The following is a 16,312-nucleotide window of genomic DNA, read 5'->3' as shown; positions in this document are numbered from 1 at the left end:
TGCCGATTGGATGGACGACGCCGGACTGGCGGGCAAGGGCGAGCCGTTGGAGGCCCGCTTCCTGTCCGGCGGAACCCAGAACGTCATCTACGAGATCCGCCGTGGCGAGCATTCCTGTGTTCTGCGGATGCCGCCGGCGGGCGCACCACCGGACCGGGACAAGGGCATCCTGCGGGAATGGCGGATCATCGAGGCGCTCGACGGAACCGACGTCCCGCACACCGCCGCGGTCGGGGTGTGCGCCGACCCGCAGGTGCTCGGCCGGCCGTTCTATCTGATGGGATTCGTCGACGGTTGGTCCCCGATGGACACCCACGGCCGCTGGCCAGAGCCGTTCAACACCGATATGAGCACCCGTCCAGGTTTGAGTTATCAACTGGCAGAGGGAATTGCGCTGCTGTCCAAGGTCGACTGGCAGGCAAAAGGGCTGGGTGATCTCGGTCGGCCCGACGGCTTCCACGAACGCCAGGTCTCTCGCTGGATCGGATTCCTCGAACGGATCAAGAACCGTGAGTTGCCCGGGCTTGAGGTGGCCACGGACTGGCTACGTGCCCACAAGCCACTCGATTTCATTCCGGGCCTGATGCACGGGGACTACCAGTTCGCCAACGTGATGTACCGACACGGCGCCCCGGCCACGATGGCCGCAATCGTGGACTGGGAGATGGGTACCGTCGGGGATCCGAAACTGGACCTGGGCTGGATGGTGCAGAGCTGGCCTTCCGACACGGACAACCCGGCACTATCGGAGATGGGTTACGTCGACATGCGCGGGATGCCGTCGCGTGACGACGTCGTGGCGCACTACGCCAAGGTGTCCGGACGTCAGGTCGACGACCTCGATTACTACCTGGTGCTCGCCAAGTGGAAGCTGGCGATCGTGCTGGAGCAGGGCTTTCAGCGGGCCGGCGACGACGAGAAGTTGCTGGCGTTCGGTCCGGTGGTCACCGAACTGATGCAGTCCGCCGCTGACCTCGCCGAATCCACCGATTACCGGTGAAGGCCGCCGTCTGCCCCGAATACGGCCCACCTGAGGTGGTCCGCATCGAGGAACTCCCCACTCCCCTGCTCGCTTCCGGCCAGGTTCGGGTTCAGGTCGGTGCAGCCGCGGTCAACTTTCCCGACGTGCTGCTCGTCGCCGGCCAGTACCAGATCGCGGTGCCGGTGCCGTTCATCCCAGGCAGCGAGTTCGCCGGGGTGGTGACCGAAGTGGCCAGTGACACTGATGGTTTCACCGTGGGCGACCGGGTGACCGGCACCGGATTGTTCGGTGCGTTCGCCGAACAGGTATGCGTTCCTCCCGCCGGGCTGGCCCGGATACCCGACGGGGTGGACGAACGCGTTGCGGCCGCGTTCGGAGTCGCGCACCGCACCGCGCATCACACGCTGCGCTCGGCGGCACGGGTCGAACCCGGCGACGACGTGATCGTGCTCGGCGCCGGCGGCGGCGTCGGTTTGGCAGCGGTCCAGCTCGCGACGGCGCTGGGCGCCCGCGTGACCGCAGTGGCCTCCTCTGATGAAAAGCTCTCCACCGCAGCACAATACGGTTCGGCTTCGCTGATCAACCACACTCGGGGCGACCTGCGTGCAGCCCTACGGGAGGCGCTGCCCGACGGCGCCCACGCGGTCCTCGATCCAGTCGGCGGGGACCTGTCGGAGCCCGCGTTGCGGACACTGCGCCGCGGCGGCCGGTTCGTGACGATCGGCTACGCCTCGGGCGTCATCCCCCGTATCCCGCTGAACCTGGTGCTGGTCAAAGGGATTCAGGTGCTGGGCTTTCAATTCCAGGACATCGCCCCGGACGAGTTCACCCGCAACGAGGCCGAACTGGGAGAGCTATTGGCCACCGGAAAGGTGAAGCCGCACATCGGCGCGGTCTATCCGCTGGCGGAGACCACCGGTGCGCTACGCGAAGTCGCCTCCGGGAAAGCGGTGGGGAAAGTGGTCATTCAGGTGCGCTAGCACCGTCCACCCCAAGATCCTTGGGTGGGTAGAAGTACTCCCGCCAGGCCGTGATCTTCCCGTCTTTCACCTCGTAAGCGCCCATCACCGGCCAGCTCATCTGCTTACCTTCCACGAGCCAGTAATCGGTACGCTCCATCAGCACCACATCACCGTCGACGGCCAGGTACAGGACTTTGAGGTCGACACAGTTCCCGCCGGCGAAGAACACCTTCATCATCTCGCGGATCGCCTCGTGCCCGGAGAGCTTCGGCCAGTCCGGCCCGATGTCGAAGGTGGCGTCTTCGGCGAAGTGGCTCATCACCTCGTCGACGTCGTTGCGACCCCACGCAGCGATCTCGGCACGCACGATTTCCTCAGCGGTCATCATTTTCCCGTCGGCCCGTTGTGACAACATATTTACATTTACTCCAGTGGTCGTAATGTCGGTCGAATTTCTTGCCTAGCCGTCGGTGTACTGCAATCACCGACCGGCACTGATGGATTCGCTCATGAAATGAGTAACGGTAGCTGCTCCCAGCCCCTGACGGTGGATGTGGGAGATAGATTTGCGGCCGCGAGGTCGACGTCCCATTCCGGGAAGCGGGTCAGCATCTCCTCGAGCGCGATACGCCCTTCGAGTCGGGTCAGTGCCGCACCGAGGCAGAAATGCGCGCCCATCCCGAAGGTGAGCGGCGAAGCGACCTTGCGGTGGATGTCGAAGCGGTCGGGGTCTGCGTAGACCCGGTCGTCGCGATTGGCGGCGCCCGCCACGAACAGAATCGCGCTGCCGGCTGGAACAGCCTGACCGTGAAACTCCGTGTCCAGCGCGACGAATCGGCCGATATGCGGAGCAGGTGTCTCAAAACGCAGGATCTCCTCGACGGCATTCGGGATCAACGAACGGTCCTCGACGAGTTCGCGACGCTGATCGGGGTATTCGGCCAGCACCTTGGCCGTCCAGCCGATCAGCCGCGTGGTGGTTTCATTACCCGCGCCGGCGACGACCTGGACGTAGGCCAGGATTTCATCGCGGGTCAATCGCCGCTGGGTGCCGGTCTCGTCCTCGAACTCAAGGTGCAGCAACTCGCTCATGATGTCGTCGGACGGGTTGTCCACCCGCCAGTCGAGGTAGTCGGCGAACACCCCGCCCCGAACCAGGGTGTCCTGCTTGAACTTCATCGCCTTGCCGGGGGCCACCCGCAGGTTCGCATCGCTGCGGTCGCGAATCTGCTCTTGATCCTCCTCGGGGATACCGAGCAGCATGCCGATGACCCGCATCGGCATCTGAGCAGCGAATTCGGCGATGAGGTCGAACCGGTCAGTGCCCACCAGCGGGTCCAGGCAGGCCGCCGAGAACGCCCGAATCTTCGGCTCCAGCGACGCCACCGTCTTCGGCGTGAACATCTTCGACACCAGCTTGCGGTGGATTGTGTGGGTGGGCGCATCCTCGTAAATGACCAGCCCTGGCGGCATCTCCATGCCCGACTTGATCAGTTCGAGGATGTTGCCGCGGCTCGACTTGAACGTGTTGCGGTCCGACAGCCCTTTCGCTACGTCTTCGTGGCGGCTCACCGCATAGAAGTCATGCCGCTCGTTGTAGTAGAGCGGCGCCTCATCCCGAAGCCTGCGAAAGGTCGGATACGGGTCGCGGTTGATGTCGAGGTCGTATGGGTCGTAATACACGTCGTCGGAGGGCACTACCTGTTGTGTGGACACCTGAATCCCTTCTGCACCGGTCACGCTCCCATACCCCCATCCACCGCGATGGCCTGGCCGGTCAGATAGCCGGGAGCGTCATCGCACAACCACAGTGCGATATCGGCGATCTCGCTGGCCTCGGCGAGACGGCCGATAGGTGCTGCGTTGAGCAGGTTTTCGATCACTGCGGGCGACATCGACTCGCGGAACATCGGGGTGTCGACGGTGCCGGGACAGATCGCGTTGATCCGCAGACCCTGACTCGCGTACTCCCGCGCAGCCACCCTGGTCAACCCGACCACACCGTGCTTGGCGGCGGTATAGGCCGACACGGTGGGTGCGGCCCGCAACCCTGCTACCGACGCGCAGTTGACGATCGCTCCGCCGCCCGCCTCGATGATCGGGGGGATCTGATGTCGCATGCACGACCAGGTACCGGTGAGGTCGACGGCGATCACCCGGTTCCAGTTCGCCATCGAGCCCTCGGCCGTCAGTTTGCCATGCTCGCCGTCGACGCCGGCCGAGTTGAATGCCGCGTCGAGGCGACCGTACAGCGCGACCGTACGGCCCACCGCGTCCGCGACGCTCCCATCGTCGGTCACGTCACACGGCACGAACGTACAAGCACCCCAATGACTCAGCTCCGCTTCGACCTTGGCTCCGGCCTCCTCGTCGACATCGGCGAGCGCTACCGCGTAGCCACGGCGGGCGAATGCCTCGGCTGCGGAGCGCCCGATGCCCGAACCCGCACCGGTGATGAAAACAACCTTCTGATCTTGCACTGTAGGCACTGCTCCTCGAATCTGGGTGCGAACTACCGGGCCAGCAGACTGTCGAGCTCCGCACCCGGAGGATCGGCTGCGCTGTCACCCAGGCGGTCGATCACCAGCACTCCGTCCCGGATGACGGCGCGCAGCGACTCGTTGGGACGGGCAAGCAATGAGGGATCGTCCACGGGGTTGCCGTCGACGATGATGAGATCCGCCAGGGCGCCGGGTTCGATCAGTCCGACCCGCGCGGGTGGGTCAACAAGCAGCTGACCGGCATTGAGCGTTCCCCAGCTCAGTACATCTTCGGGTGCGAGACCATCAATCTGGCTGTAATAGGCGAATTCTCGGCCATAGTTGCCGACCTGATGGTCCAGCGGATCGTCGTCCAACAGATCACGAAATACGCCGCTGTAATCGTCGCCGATCAGAATCCGGACCCCGGCGGCCTGCGCTGCTGGAAGCATGGCGCGGACGTGGTCGTACTGCTCCCGCCGCACACCCATACTATCGCCGTACCCGAGCTCAAGCACACTCCGCAGGAAAATCAGGCTCGGCACCCAGAAGGCCCCGGTCTCGACCATCGCGGCAATGACCTCGTCGTCGACCTCATCGCCGTGGTCGACGACATCGAGACCGAGCTCGAGGCACTCCATGATCATCGCCTTGTCGGCCACGTGGGCCCGGACTTTGGCCCCTCGCTCATGTGCAGTGCTGATGATCGAGGAGATCTCCGAACGGGACATGTTGCGTACCGTCCGGTTCGGCTGGCCATGTCCGGCGCTGGCGAAGATCTTGATGGTCTCGGCACCGTGGCTGATCTCCTGACGGACCAACGTGCGCAGGGCATCTGGACCGTCGGCACACACGTCGGTTCCCGGTGTCAGATATGCCTTCCACCACCGGCCACCGTTGTTCATGTCGCCGGTGGTACCGATGTGGTGTCCACAGGGCCGAATCCGTGGCCCCGGGATGATGCCCTCGTCGATGGCCATCTTCAGTTGCGCGTCGATATCGTTCGAACACGATGCGCCGGAGAACCCGGTGAACCCACTCTCCAGCAGCACCCGACAGGTACGTACGCCGATCGCCATCAGAACCCCGGGTGGCCGTTCCTTGCCGAGTCGGTCACTGTCGGCGATGTTGAACTTGTAGAAGTCCGAGTGCAGATGACTGCTGATCAGACCAGGCATCAACGTCATGCCTGCGGCGTCGACGACCTCGACCGCCCTCGCCCCTGAAGCTGCTGAAGCCACCGCGGATGCGCCGTCGATCGCGGTGATCGTGTTCCCGTCCAGCGTGACATCATGCCTGCCGGGAAGCAGCCTGCGGCCATCGAAGACCTGGGCATTGTTGATTACCAACATATTTGGCTCTCCTAGTGCGCGGCTCGGCCCCGCCGGCTCAGCCGCCAGTCCGGGGGGAACTGCCCGTCGTTGTCCCTGACGGTGGCGGTCAGGTTGCCCAGCGTGCCCTCGTCCAGTTCCATACCGCGCGCGTCGGGATCAGGCCGCAACTGATCGAGGGTCGATTCGAGAAGGCCCGAGACGATACTGCCCATGTATTCACCCTGATGCTGTTTATAGATCTCGAAGAACGTCTTCTGGGCGAAGACGGTGTCGGTGGGCCGGGTACGCGAACAGGCCAGCGCGTACTTCTCGGTCATCGTCTCGAGCTCGTCGAACGGCACCACGGCGTTGATGAAGTTGCAGTTGTACATTTCGTTGGCGGTGAACGGTCGGCCGGTGAACACCATCTCCATGAACTTGCGCGCGCCCATCGTGTTGCACCACTGCCATTGCCGTGCAGCGAATCCCGCATACCGCCAGGCCGCGTGGCCGAAAAGAGCGTCTTCAGCCGAGATCACGATATCGGCGTCGGCAGCCTGATAGAAATGCCAGCCGTAGCAGTAGCCACGCACCTCCAGGATGCTGATCTTCTTGAAGTCCTGCAGGCTGCGCATTCCGGCGGCTGGATCGGTGTAGTACTGCACGGTCGACGCACGACGGCGGTAGGTTCCCACCGGTGGGTAGGTCACGTCCACGTCATCGGGAACCCGGACGGCGTGGTTCATGCTGCCCTCACCGCGACCGGCCATGGTGTCCATCAGCTCGCTCAGGTCGGCACCGCTGCCCAAGTTGGGTCCGTTGGCCCGGATCACCAAAACCTTTACGTCATCGTCGATGCCGGCGTAGTGAACCAGATCGGCGTACCGGTGCTGGGCGTCGATGGTCATCGCGTTGAGATCGTCGGCGCGATCGAGGGTGATCGTGGCGATCTTGGTCTTCGGGTCCTTCTCGTACAGCACGATCTCTTCTGCCGAAGGCCTGCCGTTGGGCTCTGCACTGCGCTGCGCCTGCTCGGTCATCTGCCGCTTCTCCTTGTCGGTGCTCGTCAACATGTCGCCAGGTGCGCCGTCACCAATTCGGTCAGCTCGAAGAGCTTCACCTTCCCGGTCGGTGTCCTGGGAATGTCGTCGTGGGTGATGAATACGATGCGACGCGGAACCTTGAAGCTGGACAAGGTTTCGCGCAGGGCAGTCCGCAGATCCGCCTCGTTCGGATGGCTACCCGCTGCCGGAACGACTGCGGCGGCGACGAGTTCGCCGAGTTCTGGGTCCGGTAGTCCGGCGACCACCGCCAGCTCCACCTCGGGTAGTGCGTTCAGGGCCGCCTCGACCTCAAGACGAGACACGTTGGCCGAGTTGGTCTTGATCATGTCGCTGGTACGGCCGACGAAGAATGCGTAGCCGTCGGCGTCGATCCGGACCAGGTCATTGGTCGGAAAGAAGCCGTCGGGGGTGAAGACCGACTCCCGGGGCACCTTGTAGAAGCCAGTCATCAGCGCACCCCCGCGCAGGTGCAACTCACCGACCGCGCCGGCAGGCACCTCGACACCGGTCTGCGGATCGACCACCCGACGCTCGATTCCGTTCACGGCACGGCCGGCGGCGCCGGACTTCGACTCGGGCAGCCGGGTGGTCACCGATTCTGCGCTGTGCGGCGCGAAGCTCTCGGACATCCCGAGCATCCGGGTCTGCAGGTGCCTCGGGATGGGGTGGCCATCCGCGTCACGGGTCGCACCGGTGGTGACCTTGATGGCGTCGAGGTCGACACCGCGCAGCGTTGCCGCCGCCCGGAGCTTCGCCAGCATGTGCCAGATGACTACGTTGGTGACGTTGTGGCGTTCGATGATGTCGAGCACAATGCCGATGTCCGGACTGGTGGAATACACCAAAGTGCTTCCGGTGCTGAGCACTTGCAGCGCCGCCGAGATGCCGCCCATCCAGAAGGCCGGCAACAGCGACAGGGTGCGGTCACTGGTTTGCACGTCGAAGTAGGCGGCCAGGACCCGGGGCTGACGGGCGACCGCCCACTGGCCGTGCACCACCGCCTTCGGTGCGGCCGTGCTACCCGAGGTGTACACAACGAATGCATCGTCGCCAGGGGCGACCTCGGCTTCCACAGCCGCAAGCAGCGCGGCATCCGGGGCGTCGGGGGTGTCGGCCCGCGTCTGTAGGTCCTCGACTGACCGCGCCCAGGGCAGTCCCGCGACGTCGTCGAGCCACACCGAGCGTAGATACGGTGCCGTGGGGAGGCGAAGCGCCTCTGCCCTGCAGCCATTCAGACCCGGCAGGGCCGCTTCGAGGTTCTGGCCGAAGTCGCGGGTCAGGAACCCACGCGCCCCGATCAGAATCTGGGCGTCACTAGTACGGGCTATGTGGGCGAGTTCGCTGGGGGTGGTCAGCGTGCTGACCGGGGTGACGAGTGCACCGATGCGCAGTGCCGCGTAGAACGTGGTGAGAAACAGGGCGCTGTCGGGGGCCAGGATCGCGATCCGGGTGCCTTTTCCGGCCCCGATCGCCAAGAGCGCTCGCGCCATTCGGCTCGTTCGCTGATCCAGCTGCCGGTAGGTGAGCGTTTCCCCGGCGAAGATGAGCGCATCGTGGTCGGCCCGGTCGGCGACGACCTCGGCGAACAGCCGGGGGAATGTGGAAGGCGGCGCCGTGTCGCCCGTGTCGTCCATCAGGGTCAGAATCTGGCGATGGGATCGGCGCCGTCCCACGATTGCGCGGCAGCCCGCATCGCCGCGAACCCCTTCTCCCGCACCGGGCTCGGCTCAAGTAGCTCGACCATGAAGCCGAGTGTGGGTGTGGTGTCGATCCAACAGGTGCGGCTGTTGCCGATCCTCCCCTCGAACGCCAGTTCCGCTCCCCCGTCGATGTAGGCGTCGCGCTCGGACTCGTAGTCGGTACAGATCAACGCCATGTGGTGCAGTCCCGACTGCCCCTTCCCGAAAACGTCGCGGAACACCCCCGGCTGGTCGTTGTCCTGGCTGACCAGCTCGATCTGCAGGTCCCCGGCGTAGGCGATCGCGGCCGTGACCGCCGGGAACTGGGCGGGCCGGCCACGGTGGCGCCCATCAACGCAGTCCACGCCGTCGAACCAGAAGAACGGCCCCACTCCCGTACTGCGGGACCAGGATTCGATGGCAACCCGAAGGTCGAACACCACCCAGCACACCTGCATGAAGTTTCTGTTGGGAAAAAGCGGAACGGTCGTCGTCGTCGTCAATGGGGTGCCCTTCAGCCGATCAGCGGGAAGCGCTCGTCGTTCAGCGCCGCCCACGGCGCCATATCCGTGTGGTCGAAATTCGGGCACGGAGATCCGTTCCAGCAAACATCTTCGGGCTGGACGACCAACAGGTAACCCCACCGGGGACGGTCCATCATGTTCGCGCCGGCACCGTGAATCGTGAGGTGGGTGTGCACAGTGATGTCGCCCAGCGCGTAGGTCACCTGCTCGCTCATCTCCAGTTCGCGCAGTTCCGGAAAGGCCCCGAGTGCGTCACCGCCGCCATAGGTGGTGTAGTCACCGAGTACCCCGAGGCGGTGTGACCCGTTGACGAACGACATCGTCCCGGCCTCGGGCCCGTAGGGCTCCAACGGAATCCAGAAGGTCATGCCCCCGGTCCGGTCGACCGCGAAGGTGATGTAGTCCTGGTGGAACGCGGTGGCACCGTTGCCTCCGTGTCGGGATGACTTGGTAGACGGCAATTTCGGCACGAAGAAGTCGTTGTAGTACCTGGTACCGACGGGTGAACCGTCGTTGGCGCGGCGATTCAACAGCTTCGTCGCACTCTTGCCGATCTCGTCGATCAAGGGCCGCAACACCGGGCTGGCCAGACCACCGCTGCGCTCGGCGTTGAAGTACGCCAGCGCCCCCTTGGCCTCACCGTCGGTCGCGGCGGCCATGCCCGCCTTCAACGGATTGCTGTCCGCGTCGTCGCCCATCTTCGTGCGGGCGAGCTCGAGCATTCTGCTCAGGACGTCGGGGTCCACGAAGCGCTTCAACTGCACCCAGCCGTGTTCGCGGAGGTGTTCGACCTCCTCGGAGGTGACCAAGCGGCACGGTGACCTGAGACCGGTGACGGCATCCATGGTGGGTAATAATCTCCTCGTAGACAAGGGAATTAGGGACGTTGGGACTGCAACCGGCGTCGATCAGACGAAGATGCCCGGCCCGGTCCGGAACGCGTAGAGACCCACCACGGCGTCTTCGGGCAGCGAGTAGGGCGTAGAAATCTCGTCGACCGTCGGGCCGATCCGATCGGCGATTCTCGTCAACTTGTCGCGGTCGAGGCCGTACAGGTCGATGGCGGTATTGCCCAGGAACTGCCGAGTGTGCAACGGATCGATGTCGGAGAAGGTGAAGCGCATCGCCTCGCGGGTGTCGGGGAAGGTTCCCTCGGCATGCGGATAGTCGTCGCCCCACATGACATTGTCGACGAGGTCATGTTCGACGGCCAGCTTGGCCTCGCCGTTGGACATGAAACTCGCTCCGATGTAACAGTTCCGGCGGAAGTACTCCGACGGAGGCTTGGGCAGCTTGGCGCGGATCGCCGCGCCGGTCGGACCGTGGTAAAGCCCGTCCATGTCCGCCATCGCGGCCGGGGCCCAGTCCACCCACTGCTCGGTGAGCACCAGCTTGAGATTCGGGTAGCGCTCGAATACGCCGCTGAAGATCATCACCCACAGGCCCCTCCGGGTCCGGAACGGCGTCTCCATCATGTACATCATCTGCGCGCCCTGCCCCTCATACGGGTAGTGCTCGCCGCCGCCGCCGTGGGTGTTGACCGACATTCCGGTCTCATTGCAGGCGGCCCAAAGGGGTTCCCATGCGGGATCATTGAGCATCGGGAAGTCCCCGCGTGGCGCCGGCAGGTTGATGCCTTTCAGGCCGGCCTCGGCCGCCCACTCGACTTCCTTGGCGCAGGCACTCAAGTCGGAGATCGGGATGTGTGCGATCCCGGCATGGCGTTCCGGGGCCAGCGAGACGAAGTCCGCCAACCACCGGTTGTAGATGCGGACCCCGACCTTTTCGAGATAGTCGTATGCGGTGTCCCCCCAGCTGATCAGACCGGTAGTCGAGAACGGGATCGATTGCCCGTTCAGTCCGCCGTGAAAGATCACGTCCGCGACGACACCCTGCTCATCCATGTCGGCGATCCGCGCATCGTGGTCCTGCAACCCGGCCGCGAGGCTGTGCTCGTAACTGCGTTGCAGGAACCGCGCGCCGACCTGGTCCGCGTTACGGATACCGGCCTGCTTCCCGAACTTCTCGGCCTCGGCCTGTCCGAGCTTTTCGGCTTGGACTTTGCCTCGTTCCGCTTGCGACTTGCCCAGCGACCAACTTTGTTTCCCACCGGATTTGGCCTCCGAGGACCGCCACGACAACAGCCCCTGGCTTTCCATATCCGTGACGAAGCGGTCGAAGTCGTCAAGGTGCTTCGCATCGCAATACGGGCGCAGCTGGTCCTTGACCGACGGACCGACGTGGCTGTCGATCGACACCGTGACGTAGCGCTGGGCACCGGAAACATCGCCGGCATTGCCGACGGAACCGGGCTGATCTTGCGGCATGTCTTCCCCTTGGTCCTGACGCAGGCGGGTGGGCCTCCGCGAAGCGATGCGCCTCGCGTTTCGGGTGGTTCGCTGGGGAGATGTTAATCACGATCGGCCGCTTTTGCAACGGTGTTGTACTTTTGCTCCATCGTGGCAAACAGCGTGGCCAGACCAGCGCCACCGTGGCATTGACTAGGGTTTTCACTTATGGCATCGCGGGTCCAGGAGCGCACAAGTCGACATGTCCTCGACGCTGCGCGGGTCTTCATCGAGGTTCACGGCGTGGAGCAACTTTCCATGCGGCGCCTCGCCAGCGAGGCCGGGGTCAGTGTCCGCACGCTCTACAACCACTTCGGCGACAAGGACGGCCTGCTCACCGCGCTGGTCCAAAGCTCGCTGGACTCCATCGATGTCGCAGTCGGCCACCTGACCGCTACCGATCCGATCGAACGGATCTGGGAGGCGATCACCGTCTCGATCGACAAGACGGTGGCCGAGGTGCCCAAGGCTGTTGTGCGTGCCGTCGTCATGGACGATCGCCTGGTTGACCTGGTGAATGTCCGCTGGACCGGGTGGGACCTGATCGTCGCCGAGATCGGCGCTGCCACCAAGGCGGGGGTACTGCGCGCCGATATCGAACCGGCGTTACTGGCCGAACATGCCGCGATGGTGCTGTTTCACCTGCAGCGTCGGTGGACTGCCGGTGATCTCGACGACGCCCAACTTCGCACCGGCGCGTTGCATGCCTTCGACATCTGCCTGCTCGCCGTTGCCCAACCGCGAGCTCGCGCGCGGATCCTCGAGCACGCCCAGTCGCTCAGCGTCAATCGACCACGGCTCACCGGGGCATAACCAGGATTTGCCGAATCGCTGTCACCGGACGCTACTTCGGGCCCAGCCGGCTGAATATGTCCTCTGTCGAGGGGACCTGGGCACCATCGACATCCAGGACCGTACCGATGTTTTCGGCAATGCTCTCCGCGGTCAATGATGACTGCCGTAAACCCTTTGCCGCGACGAAGGCCAGGCGCGCGACACCGCCCATTCCGACCTGGAGCACCTCGCCGTTGAGCCGGCATGCCTCATGCGCCAGATAAGCGACCGCCGGGGCACACAATTCGGGCCGCATACTGGCATTGAGCTGCTCGATCTTCTCTGGCGACAGACCATAGAGGTTCGAGAGGTTGTCGCAATGGTCAACGGACAACCGCGTGTAGGCGCGGGGCGCGACGGCGTTGACGCGGATACCGTCGGCCAGGCCCTCAGTGGCGAGGTTGCGAGTCAGCCCGTAGACCGCTCCCTTGGCCGATGCGTAGCTGGTCAGACCGGGAACACCACCGAGCATGGCCTCCGAGACGGTGTTGACGATCCGCCCGTATCCGGCCGATCGGAAGTGTGGCCAGGCGGCCCTGATCGCGTAGAGGGCGCCGTAGAAGTGCACGTCGAGCATGGCCCGGAACTGATCGATCGACAGCTCATCGAAGTTTGCCGGGTCATGGATGCCCGCGTTGTTAACCACGATGTCCAGCCGGCCAAAAGTGTCGATCGCCATCTCGATGATGGAGGTGGCCTCCCGCTCGTCGGCCACCGAAGCACAGCAAGCGACAGCCTCGCCACCGAGATCCCTGATCTCCTGCACTACTTCGTCCGCCGGGACCGACGACGTGCCCAAGCCGTCGGGGTCGACACCAAAATCTGCGACGACGACACGCGCGCCCTTCTGGGCCAATAACAGGGCGTGACCACGGCCGATGCCGCGACCGGCACCGGTTACGATCGCGACGCGGTTGTCAAAACGCAACTCAGACATGACTTTTCCCTTCGATGCACAACCGGATTGGTTGGCGACCATACACCTTCAGGGGCCGCAGGCATCTCGCGTTGCGCCGACGTCCCTGGAATGCATTGCGCACCAGGCAAATCTGCGCCTCAATCTGCCCGATTCCTTGACCAGGCGACGGTTCATCTGCTAGGCAGGTGCTCAGCACTTTCAATCCGTTCAGGAGATCACTCGTGCCCACATCAAATCAATGCCAGCAAACACACGTCACGGTGAAGCGCTCATGACTGCGCCGGCCGCGGCCGATCTGTACTACGACCCGTACAGCGTCGAGCTCAACATGGATCCCTACTCGGTGTTCGCCCGAATCAGGGAAGAGGCCCCGCTGTACTACAACGAGCAGCACGATTTCTATGCACTGAGCCGCTACGACGACGTCAACAAAGGCGTCATCGATCACGAGACGTTCATCTCCGGGCGCGGAGCCCTGCTCGAGATCATCAAGTCCGGCATGGAGATCCCGCCGGGCACACTGATTTTCGAGGATCCCCCGATCCACAACATCCACCGCAACCTGCTGTCGCGGGTGTTCACACCACGCAAAGTGCTGGCCCTCGAGCCGCAGATCCGCGAGTTCACCGCACGTTGCCTGGATCCGCTGGTCGGGACGGACCGGTTCGACTTCGTCAACGATCTCGGCGAACAGATGCCGATGCGCGTCATCGGCATGCTGCTGGGCATCCCCGAGGACCGGCAACGCCAGATCACCGACCACGGCGAAGAGATCCTGCAAGGGCAAACGGTCGACGGGCTGGCCACCGGTGAGGTGTTCGCCGAGTTCATCGACTGGCGCACCGAGCACCCCTCTGACGACATAATGACCGACCTGCTCAACGCCGAGTTCGAAGATGAGACCGGCACGGTGCGCACGCTGCGCCGCGACGAACTGCTGTTGTACCTGACGGTCATCGCCACCGCCGGCTCCGAGACCACCACCCGGCTGATCGGCTGGGCCGGCAAGACGCTGGCCGAGTATCCGGATCAGCGCCGTGACCTGGTCGAGAACCCGGAGCTGATTCCCCAGGCCGTCGAGGAGATCCTGCGCTGGGAGCCCCCGGCGCTGCAGATCGCCCGATATGTCGCCCGCGACGTCGAGTACTACGGCCAGACCGTGCCCGAGGGATCGGCGATGCTGATGCTCGTGGGCGCGGCCAACCGCGACCACCGCCGATTCGCACCGGATGGTGACGTCTTCGACATCCACCGGGAACAGAAGGCGCACATGACCTTTGGTGCGGGTACGCATTTCTGCATGGGCAATGCACTGGCCCGACTGGAGGGCCGCATCGCCCTGGAGGAGATCCTCAAGCGCTTCCCGCAATGGGAGGTCGACTGGGCAGGCGCGAAACCGTCAGAGACCGCGGCGGTGCGCGGCTGGGCCGCCATGCCCACCTTCGTTTCTTGATATCGGGAGGGATCGAATGCATCGCACACTCCTCAGCACGTTCATCATCGACGTTCCGTCGGACACCCAGGAAGCGGTGACCAACTTTTGGGCCGGAGCACTCGATGCCGAGGTGGTACACCCGCGGGGAGTCCGTGACTATCACATCCTCGAAGGCGCCTCGGATGATTTCCGCGTCGTGGTCCAGGACGTGCACTCGGGCCAGGCGGGCGTGCACTTCGATATCCACACCGACGATCTCGATGCCGAGGTCGATCGTCTCAAAGGTCTGGGGGCGACGATGGTCGACGATTCATTCGTCGACCATCCCGGCAAGTGGGTCATCATGGCCGATCCGGCCGGCAAGGAATTCTGCGTGGTTTATGCGCTGAATCCGCTACGCCCCCAGGCTGATCGCGATGCTTTCGAGCGAAAGGCGAAGCCGGTCAGCTGATCCGAGCCATTACACAGACGCACGTATGGCCAGGGCACTGGCCGTACGTGCGTCGCAGGTTGTCATTGATGAGGCGGTCGATAGCGCCCGGCAGCCTGGCGCATCAGCTCGCTGGAATCAGGTCCGCAGGCACCGAGCGGCTGATCATCGTGCCGCACCGGAAGGCCTCGGTGTGTCCGACCCCGTGCGCTTCGGGATCGTTGACCGCTGCGAGCGCCTGCGCTTTGAAAGCGCGTGCGGCAGCTGATAGTTCGTGGCGAACCGGATCAACGCTCAGGTCCGCCGGACACGCGTCGCCCCACAGGGTCACCTCGGTGTGTCCCTGCTCCAACGCGCCCAAGACACCGCGTCGCACACGCTCGTCGGTGTTGAACAGATCGGCGGCCACTGCCACGGTCTGCGGGTGCGGGCGGTCCTCCCAGCACTCGAGGACGGACTCCAGGGCGATCGTCTCCACTCCGAGGATCGTCAGCGGCCGGACGTCCTCGTCGGCGCCGATCAGCACCGTGACATCCCAACCGGCCATCACCCGGTCGACCAGCCAGCCACCGGCGAACCGGACCGCGTCAACTACGCAGGGCGCGACCACATCGAGTCGATACCGCATGTCGTCCTCCAATCTCACTGGTCGGCCGCCCCGTTGCGGCCGCCCGGTCGCTCGATCTCCCGTCCCAGCATTTCGGCGTAGCTCTTGAACACGTCCGTCAACGGGAGCGAGGGATCGAGTAGCCATGAGGTCTCCATTCCATTGATGAATGCCAGGATTTCCACGGCCTTGGTGGCCGCGTCGATGTCGGTGCGGTAGCGACCGCTGAGCTGACCGCGAGTGATGATGTCGGCGACGATGTCGCGCGCAGCCTGCTGCCGTTTGAGCAAACGATCGTGCAGCGGGGCATCGGGCTGGATGTTCTCCACCAGCAGGACAGTGAAGGTGCCGACCATCTCCGGCGCGCGGACGAACCGTTCGGCTACCCGCTTGATCTCGTCGGCGAGGTTCCCGGACCGGTCCGCGTGGGTGTCGTCGTCGAGATCGCGCGCATCGAGCACCGCGTTGAGCAGTTGCTCCTTGGACTCGAAATGGTGGAGTAGGCCCGCGGACGTGACACCGGCTTCCCTGGCGATCTGAGCCAGCGACGTGTTACGCCACCCATTGCGGGCCAGCAGCCTCTCAGCCACAGAAAGTATCCGCTGCCTGCGGTCTTCCCCTTTGGCCAGAAGCGTCGCATAGGGCCTCGCGCCCTGAGACTGCCCCTGCACACTTTCCGCTGAAGCCACCGAACTCCTTCGTCAAACCAACCTAGTGAACACACAGTAGGTTGGT

Annotated in this window: 17 protein-coding genes; 5 read left to right on the top strand and 12 right to left on the bottom strand. The window is 64.2% G+C overall.

All coding sequences use genetic code 11. From position 1 onward, the window contains the following. Positions 1-10 precede the first annotated feature (10 nt). Both G6N44_RS26220 and G6N44_RS26215 read left to right on the top strand, forming a co-directional pair. Positions 11-1,000 (top strand): phosphotransferase family protein, encoded by a 990-nt coding sequence (locus G6N44_RS26220; protein WP_163670374.1) that lies wholly within the window; start codon positions 11-13, stop codon positions 998-1,000. Next, a complete protein-coding gene (locus tag G6N44_RS26215; protein ID WP_163669079.1) occupies positions 997-1,962 on the top strand; it encodes an NADPH:quinone oxidoreductase family protein in 966 nt (321 codons plus the stop codon). The genes G6N44_RS26220 and G6N44_RS26215 overlap by 4 nt, the downstream gene beginning before the upstream one ends. Here G6N44_RS26215 and G6N44_RS26210 read toward each other — a convergent pair. From G6N44_RS26210 to G6N44_RS26170, 9 genes are all read right to left on the bottom strand, one after another. Next, entirely contained in the window at positions 1,946-2,329 is a 384-nt protein-coding gene (locus G6N44_RS26210) for a limonene-1,2-epoxide hydrolase family protein (RefSeq protein ID WP_163669077.1), read from the bottom strand. The two genes, G6N44_RS26215 and G6N44_RS26210, sit on opposite strands and share 17 nt — an antisense overlap. Positions 2,330-2,451: 122 nt before the next feature. Beyond that, positions 2,452-3,684 carry a cytochrome P450 gene (locus G6N44_RS26205; RefSeq protein ID WP_235682881.1) on the bottom strand — a complete coding sequence of 411 codons (1,233 nt, stop codon included), beginning with the start codon at positions 3,682-3,684 and terminating at the stop codon, positions 2,452-2,454. After that, on the bottom strand, positions 3,681-4,424 hold the full coding sequence (locus G6N44_RS26200; protein ID WP_197907477.1) for an SDR family oxidoreductase: 744 nt from the start codon (positions 4,422-4,424) through the stop codon (positions 3,681-3,683). The genes G6N44_RS26205 and G6N44_RS26200 overlap by 4 nt, the downstream gene beginning before the upstream one ends. 32 nt (positions 4,425-4,456) lie before the next feature. Beyond that, positions 4,457-5,776 carry an amidohydrolase family protein gene (locus G6N44_RS26195; RefSeq protein WP_163669073.1) on the bottom strand — a complete coding sequence of 440 codons (1,320 nt, stop codon included), beginning with the start codon at positions 5,774-5,776 and terminating at the stop codon, positions 4,457-4,459. Positions 5,777-5,787: 11 nt separating this feature from the next. Next, complete coding sequence (locus G6N44_RS26190; protein WP_163670370.1) at positions 5,788-6,777, bottom strand: enoyl-CoA hydratase/isomerase family protein; 990 nt, start codon at positions 6,775-6,777, stop codon at positions 5,788-5,790. 26 nt (positions 6,778-6,803) lie between these two features. Then, positions 6,804-8,435: a class I adenylate-forming enzyme family protein gene (locus tag G6N44_RS26185; RefSeq protein WP_163669071.1), complete on the bottom strand. Its 1,632-nt coding sequence runs from the start codon at positions 8,433-8,435 to the stop codon at positions 6,804-6,806. A 5-nt stretch (positions 8,436-8,440) separates the two neighbouring features. Next, entirely contained in the window at positions 8,441-8,938 is a 498-nt protein-coding gene (locus tag G6N44_RS26180; protein ID WP_163669069.1) for a VOC family protein, read from the bottom strand. Between the two features lie 56 nt (positions 8,939-8,994). After that, on the bottom strand, positions 8,995-9,849 hold the full coding sequence (locus G6N44_RS26175; protein ID WP_163669067.1) for a phytanoyl-CoA dioxygenase family protein: 855 nt from the start codon (positions 9,847-9,849) through the stop codon (positions 8,995-8,997). Positions 9,850-9,912: 63 nt separating this feature from the next. Further along, the gene (locus G6N44_RS26170) at positions 9,913-11,331 is read right to left on the bottom strand and encodes an amidohydrolase family protein (RefSeq protein WP_163669065.1); all 1,419 of its coding nucleotides are present in this window, start codon (positions 11,329-11,331) and stop codon (positions 9,913-9,915) included. A 189-nt stretch (positions 11,332-11,520) separates the two neighbouring features. Between G6N44_RS26170 and G6N44_RS26165 the strand changes: the two genes are divergently transcribed. Beyond that, positions 11,521-12,165 carry a TetR/AcrR family transcriptional regulator gene (locus tag G6N44_RS26165; protein ID WP_163669063.1) on the top strand — a complete coding sequence of 215 codons (645 nt, stop codon included), beginning with the start codon at positions 11,521-11,523 and terminating at the stop codon, positions 12,163-12,165. A gap of 31 nt (positions 12,166-12,196) precedes the next feature. Here G6N44_RS26165 and G6N44_RS26160 read toward each other — a convergent pair whose 3' ends face one another. Beyond that, a complete protein-coding gene (locus G6N44_RS26160; RefSeq protein WP_163669061.1) occupies positions 12,197-13,165 on the bottom strand; it encodes an SDR family NAD(P)-dependent oxidoreductase in 969 nt (322 codons plus the stop codon). 211 nt (positions 13,166-13,376) lie between these two features. Between G6N44_RS26160 and G6N44_RS26155 the strand changes: the two genes are divergently transcribed. After that, positions 13,377-14,558, top strand: coding sequence for a cytochrome P450 (locus tag G6N44_RS26155; RefSeq protein WP_163669059.1), 1,182 nt, complete (start codon positions 13,377-13,379; stop codon positions 14,556-14,558). A 16-nt stretch (positions 14,559-14,574) separates the two neighbouring features. Beyond that, complete coding sequence (locus G6N44_RS26150) at positions 14,575-14,991, top strand: VOC family protein (RefSeq protein ID WP_163669058.1); 417 nt, start codon at positions 14,575-14,577, stop codon at positions 14,989-14,991. A 103-nt stretch (positions 14,992-15,094) separates the two neighbouring features. Here G6N44_RS26150 and G6N44_RS26145 read toward each other — a convergent pair whose 3' ends face one another. After that, complete coding sequence (locus tag G6N44_RS26145) at positions 15,095-15,598, bottom strand: hypothetical protein (RefSeq protein WP_163669055.1); 504 nt, start codon at positions 15,596-15,598, stop codon at positions 15,095-15,097. Between the two features lie 14 nt (positions 15,599-15,612). After that, complete coding sequence (locus G6N44_RS26140) at positions 15,613-16,248, bottom strand: TetR/AcrR family transcriptional regulator (RefSeq protein ID WP_163670368.1); 636 nt, start codon at positions 16,246-16,248, stop codon at positions 15,613-15,615. Positions 16,249-16,312: the final 64 nt, after the last annotated feature.

It is taken from the genome of Mycolicibacterium alvei (assembly GCF_010727325.1).
Classification (GTDB): domain Bacteria; phylum Actinomycetota; class Actinomycetes; order Mycobacteriales; family Mycobacteriaceae; genus Mycobacterium; species Mycobacterium alvei.
Note: the sequence above shows the minus strand (reverse complement) of the source record. Positions and strands in the feature narration are given on the sequence as shown.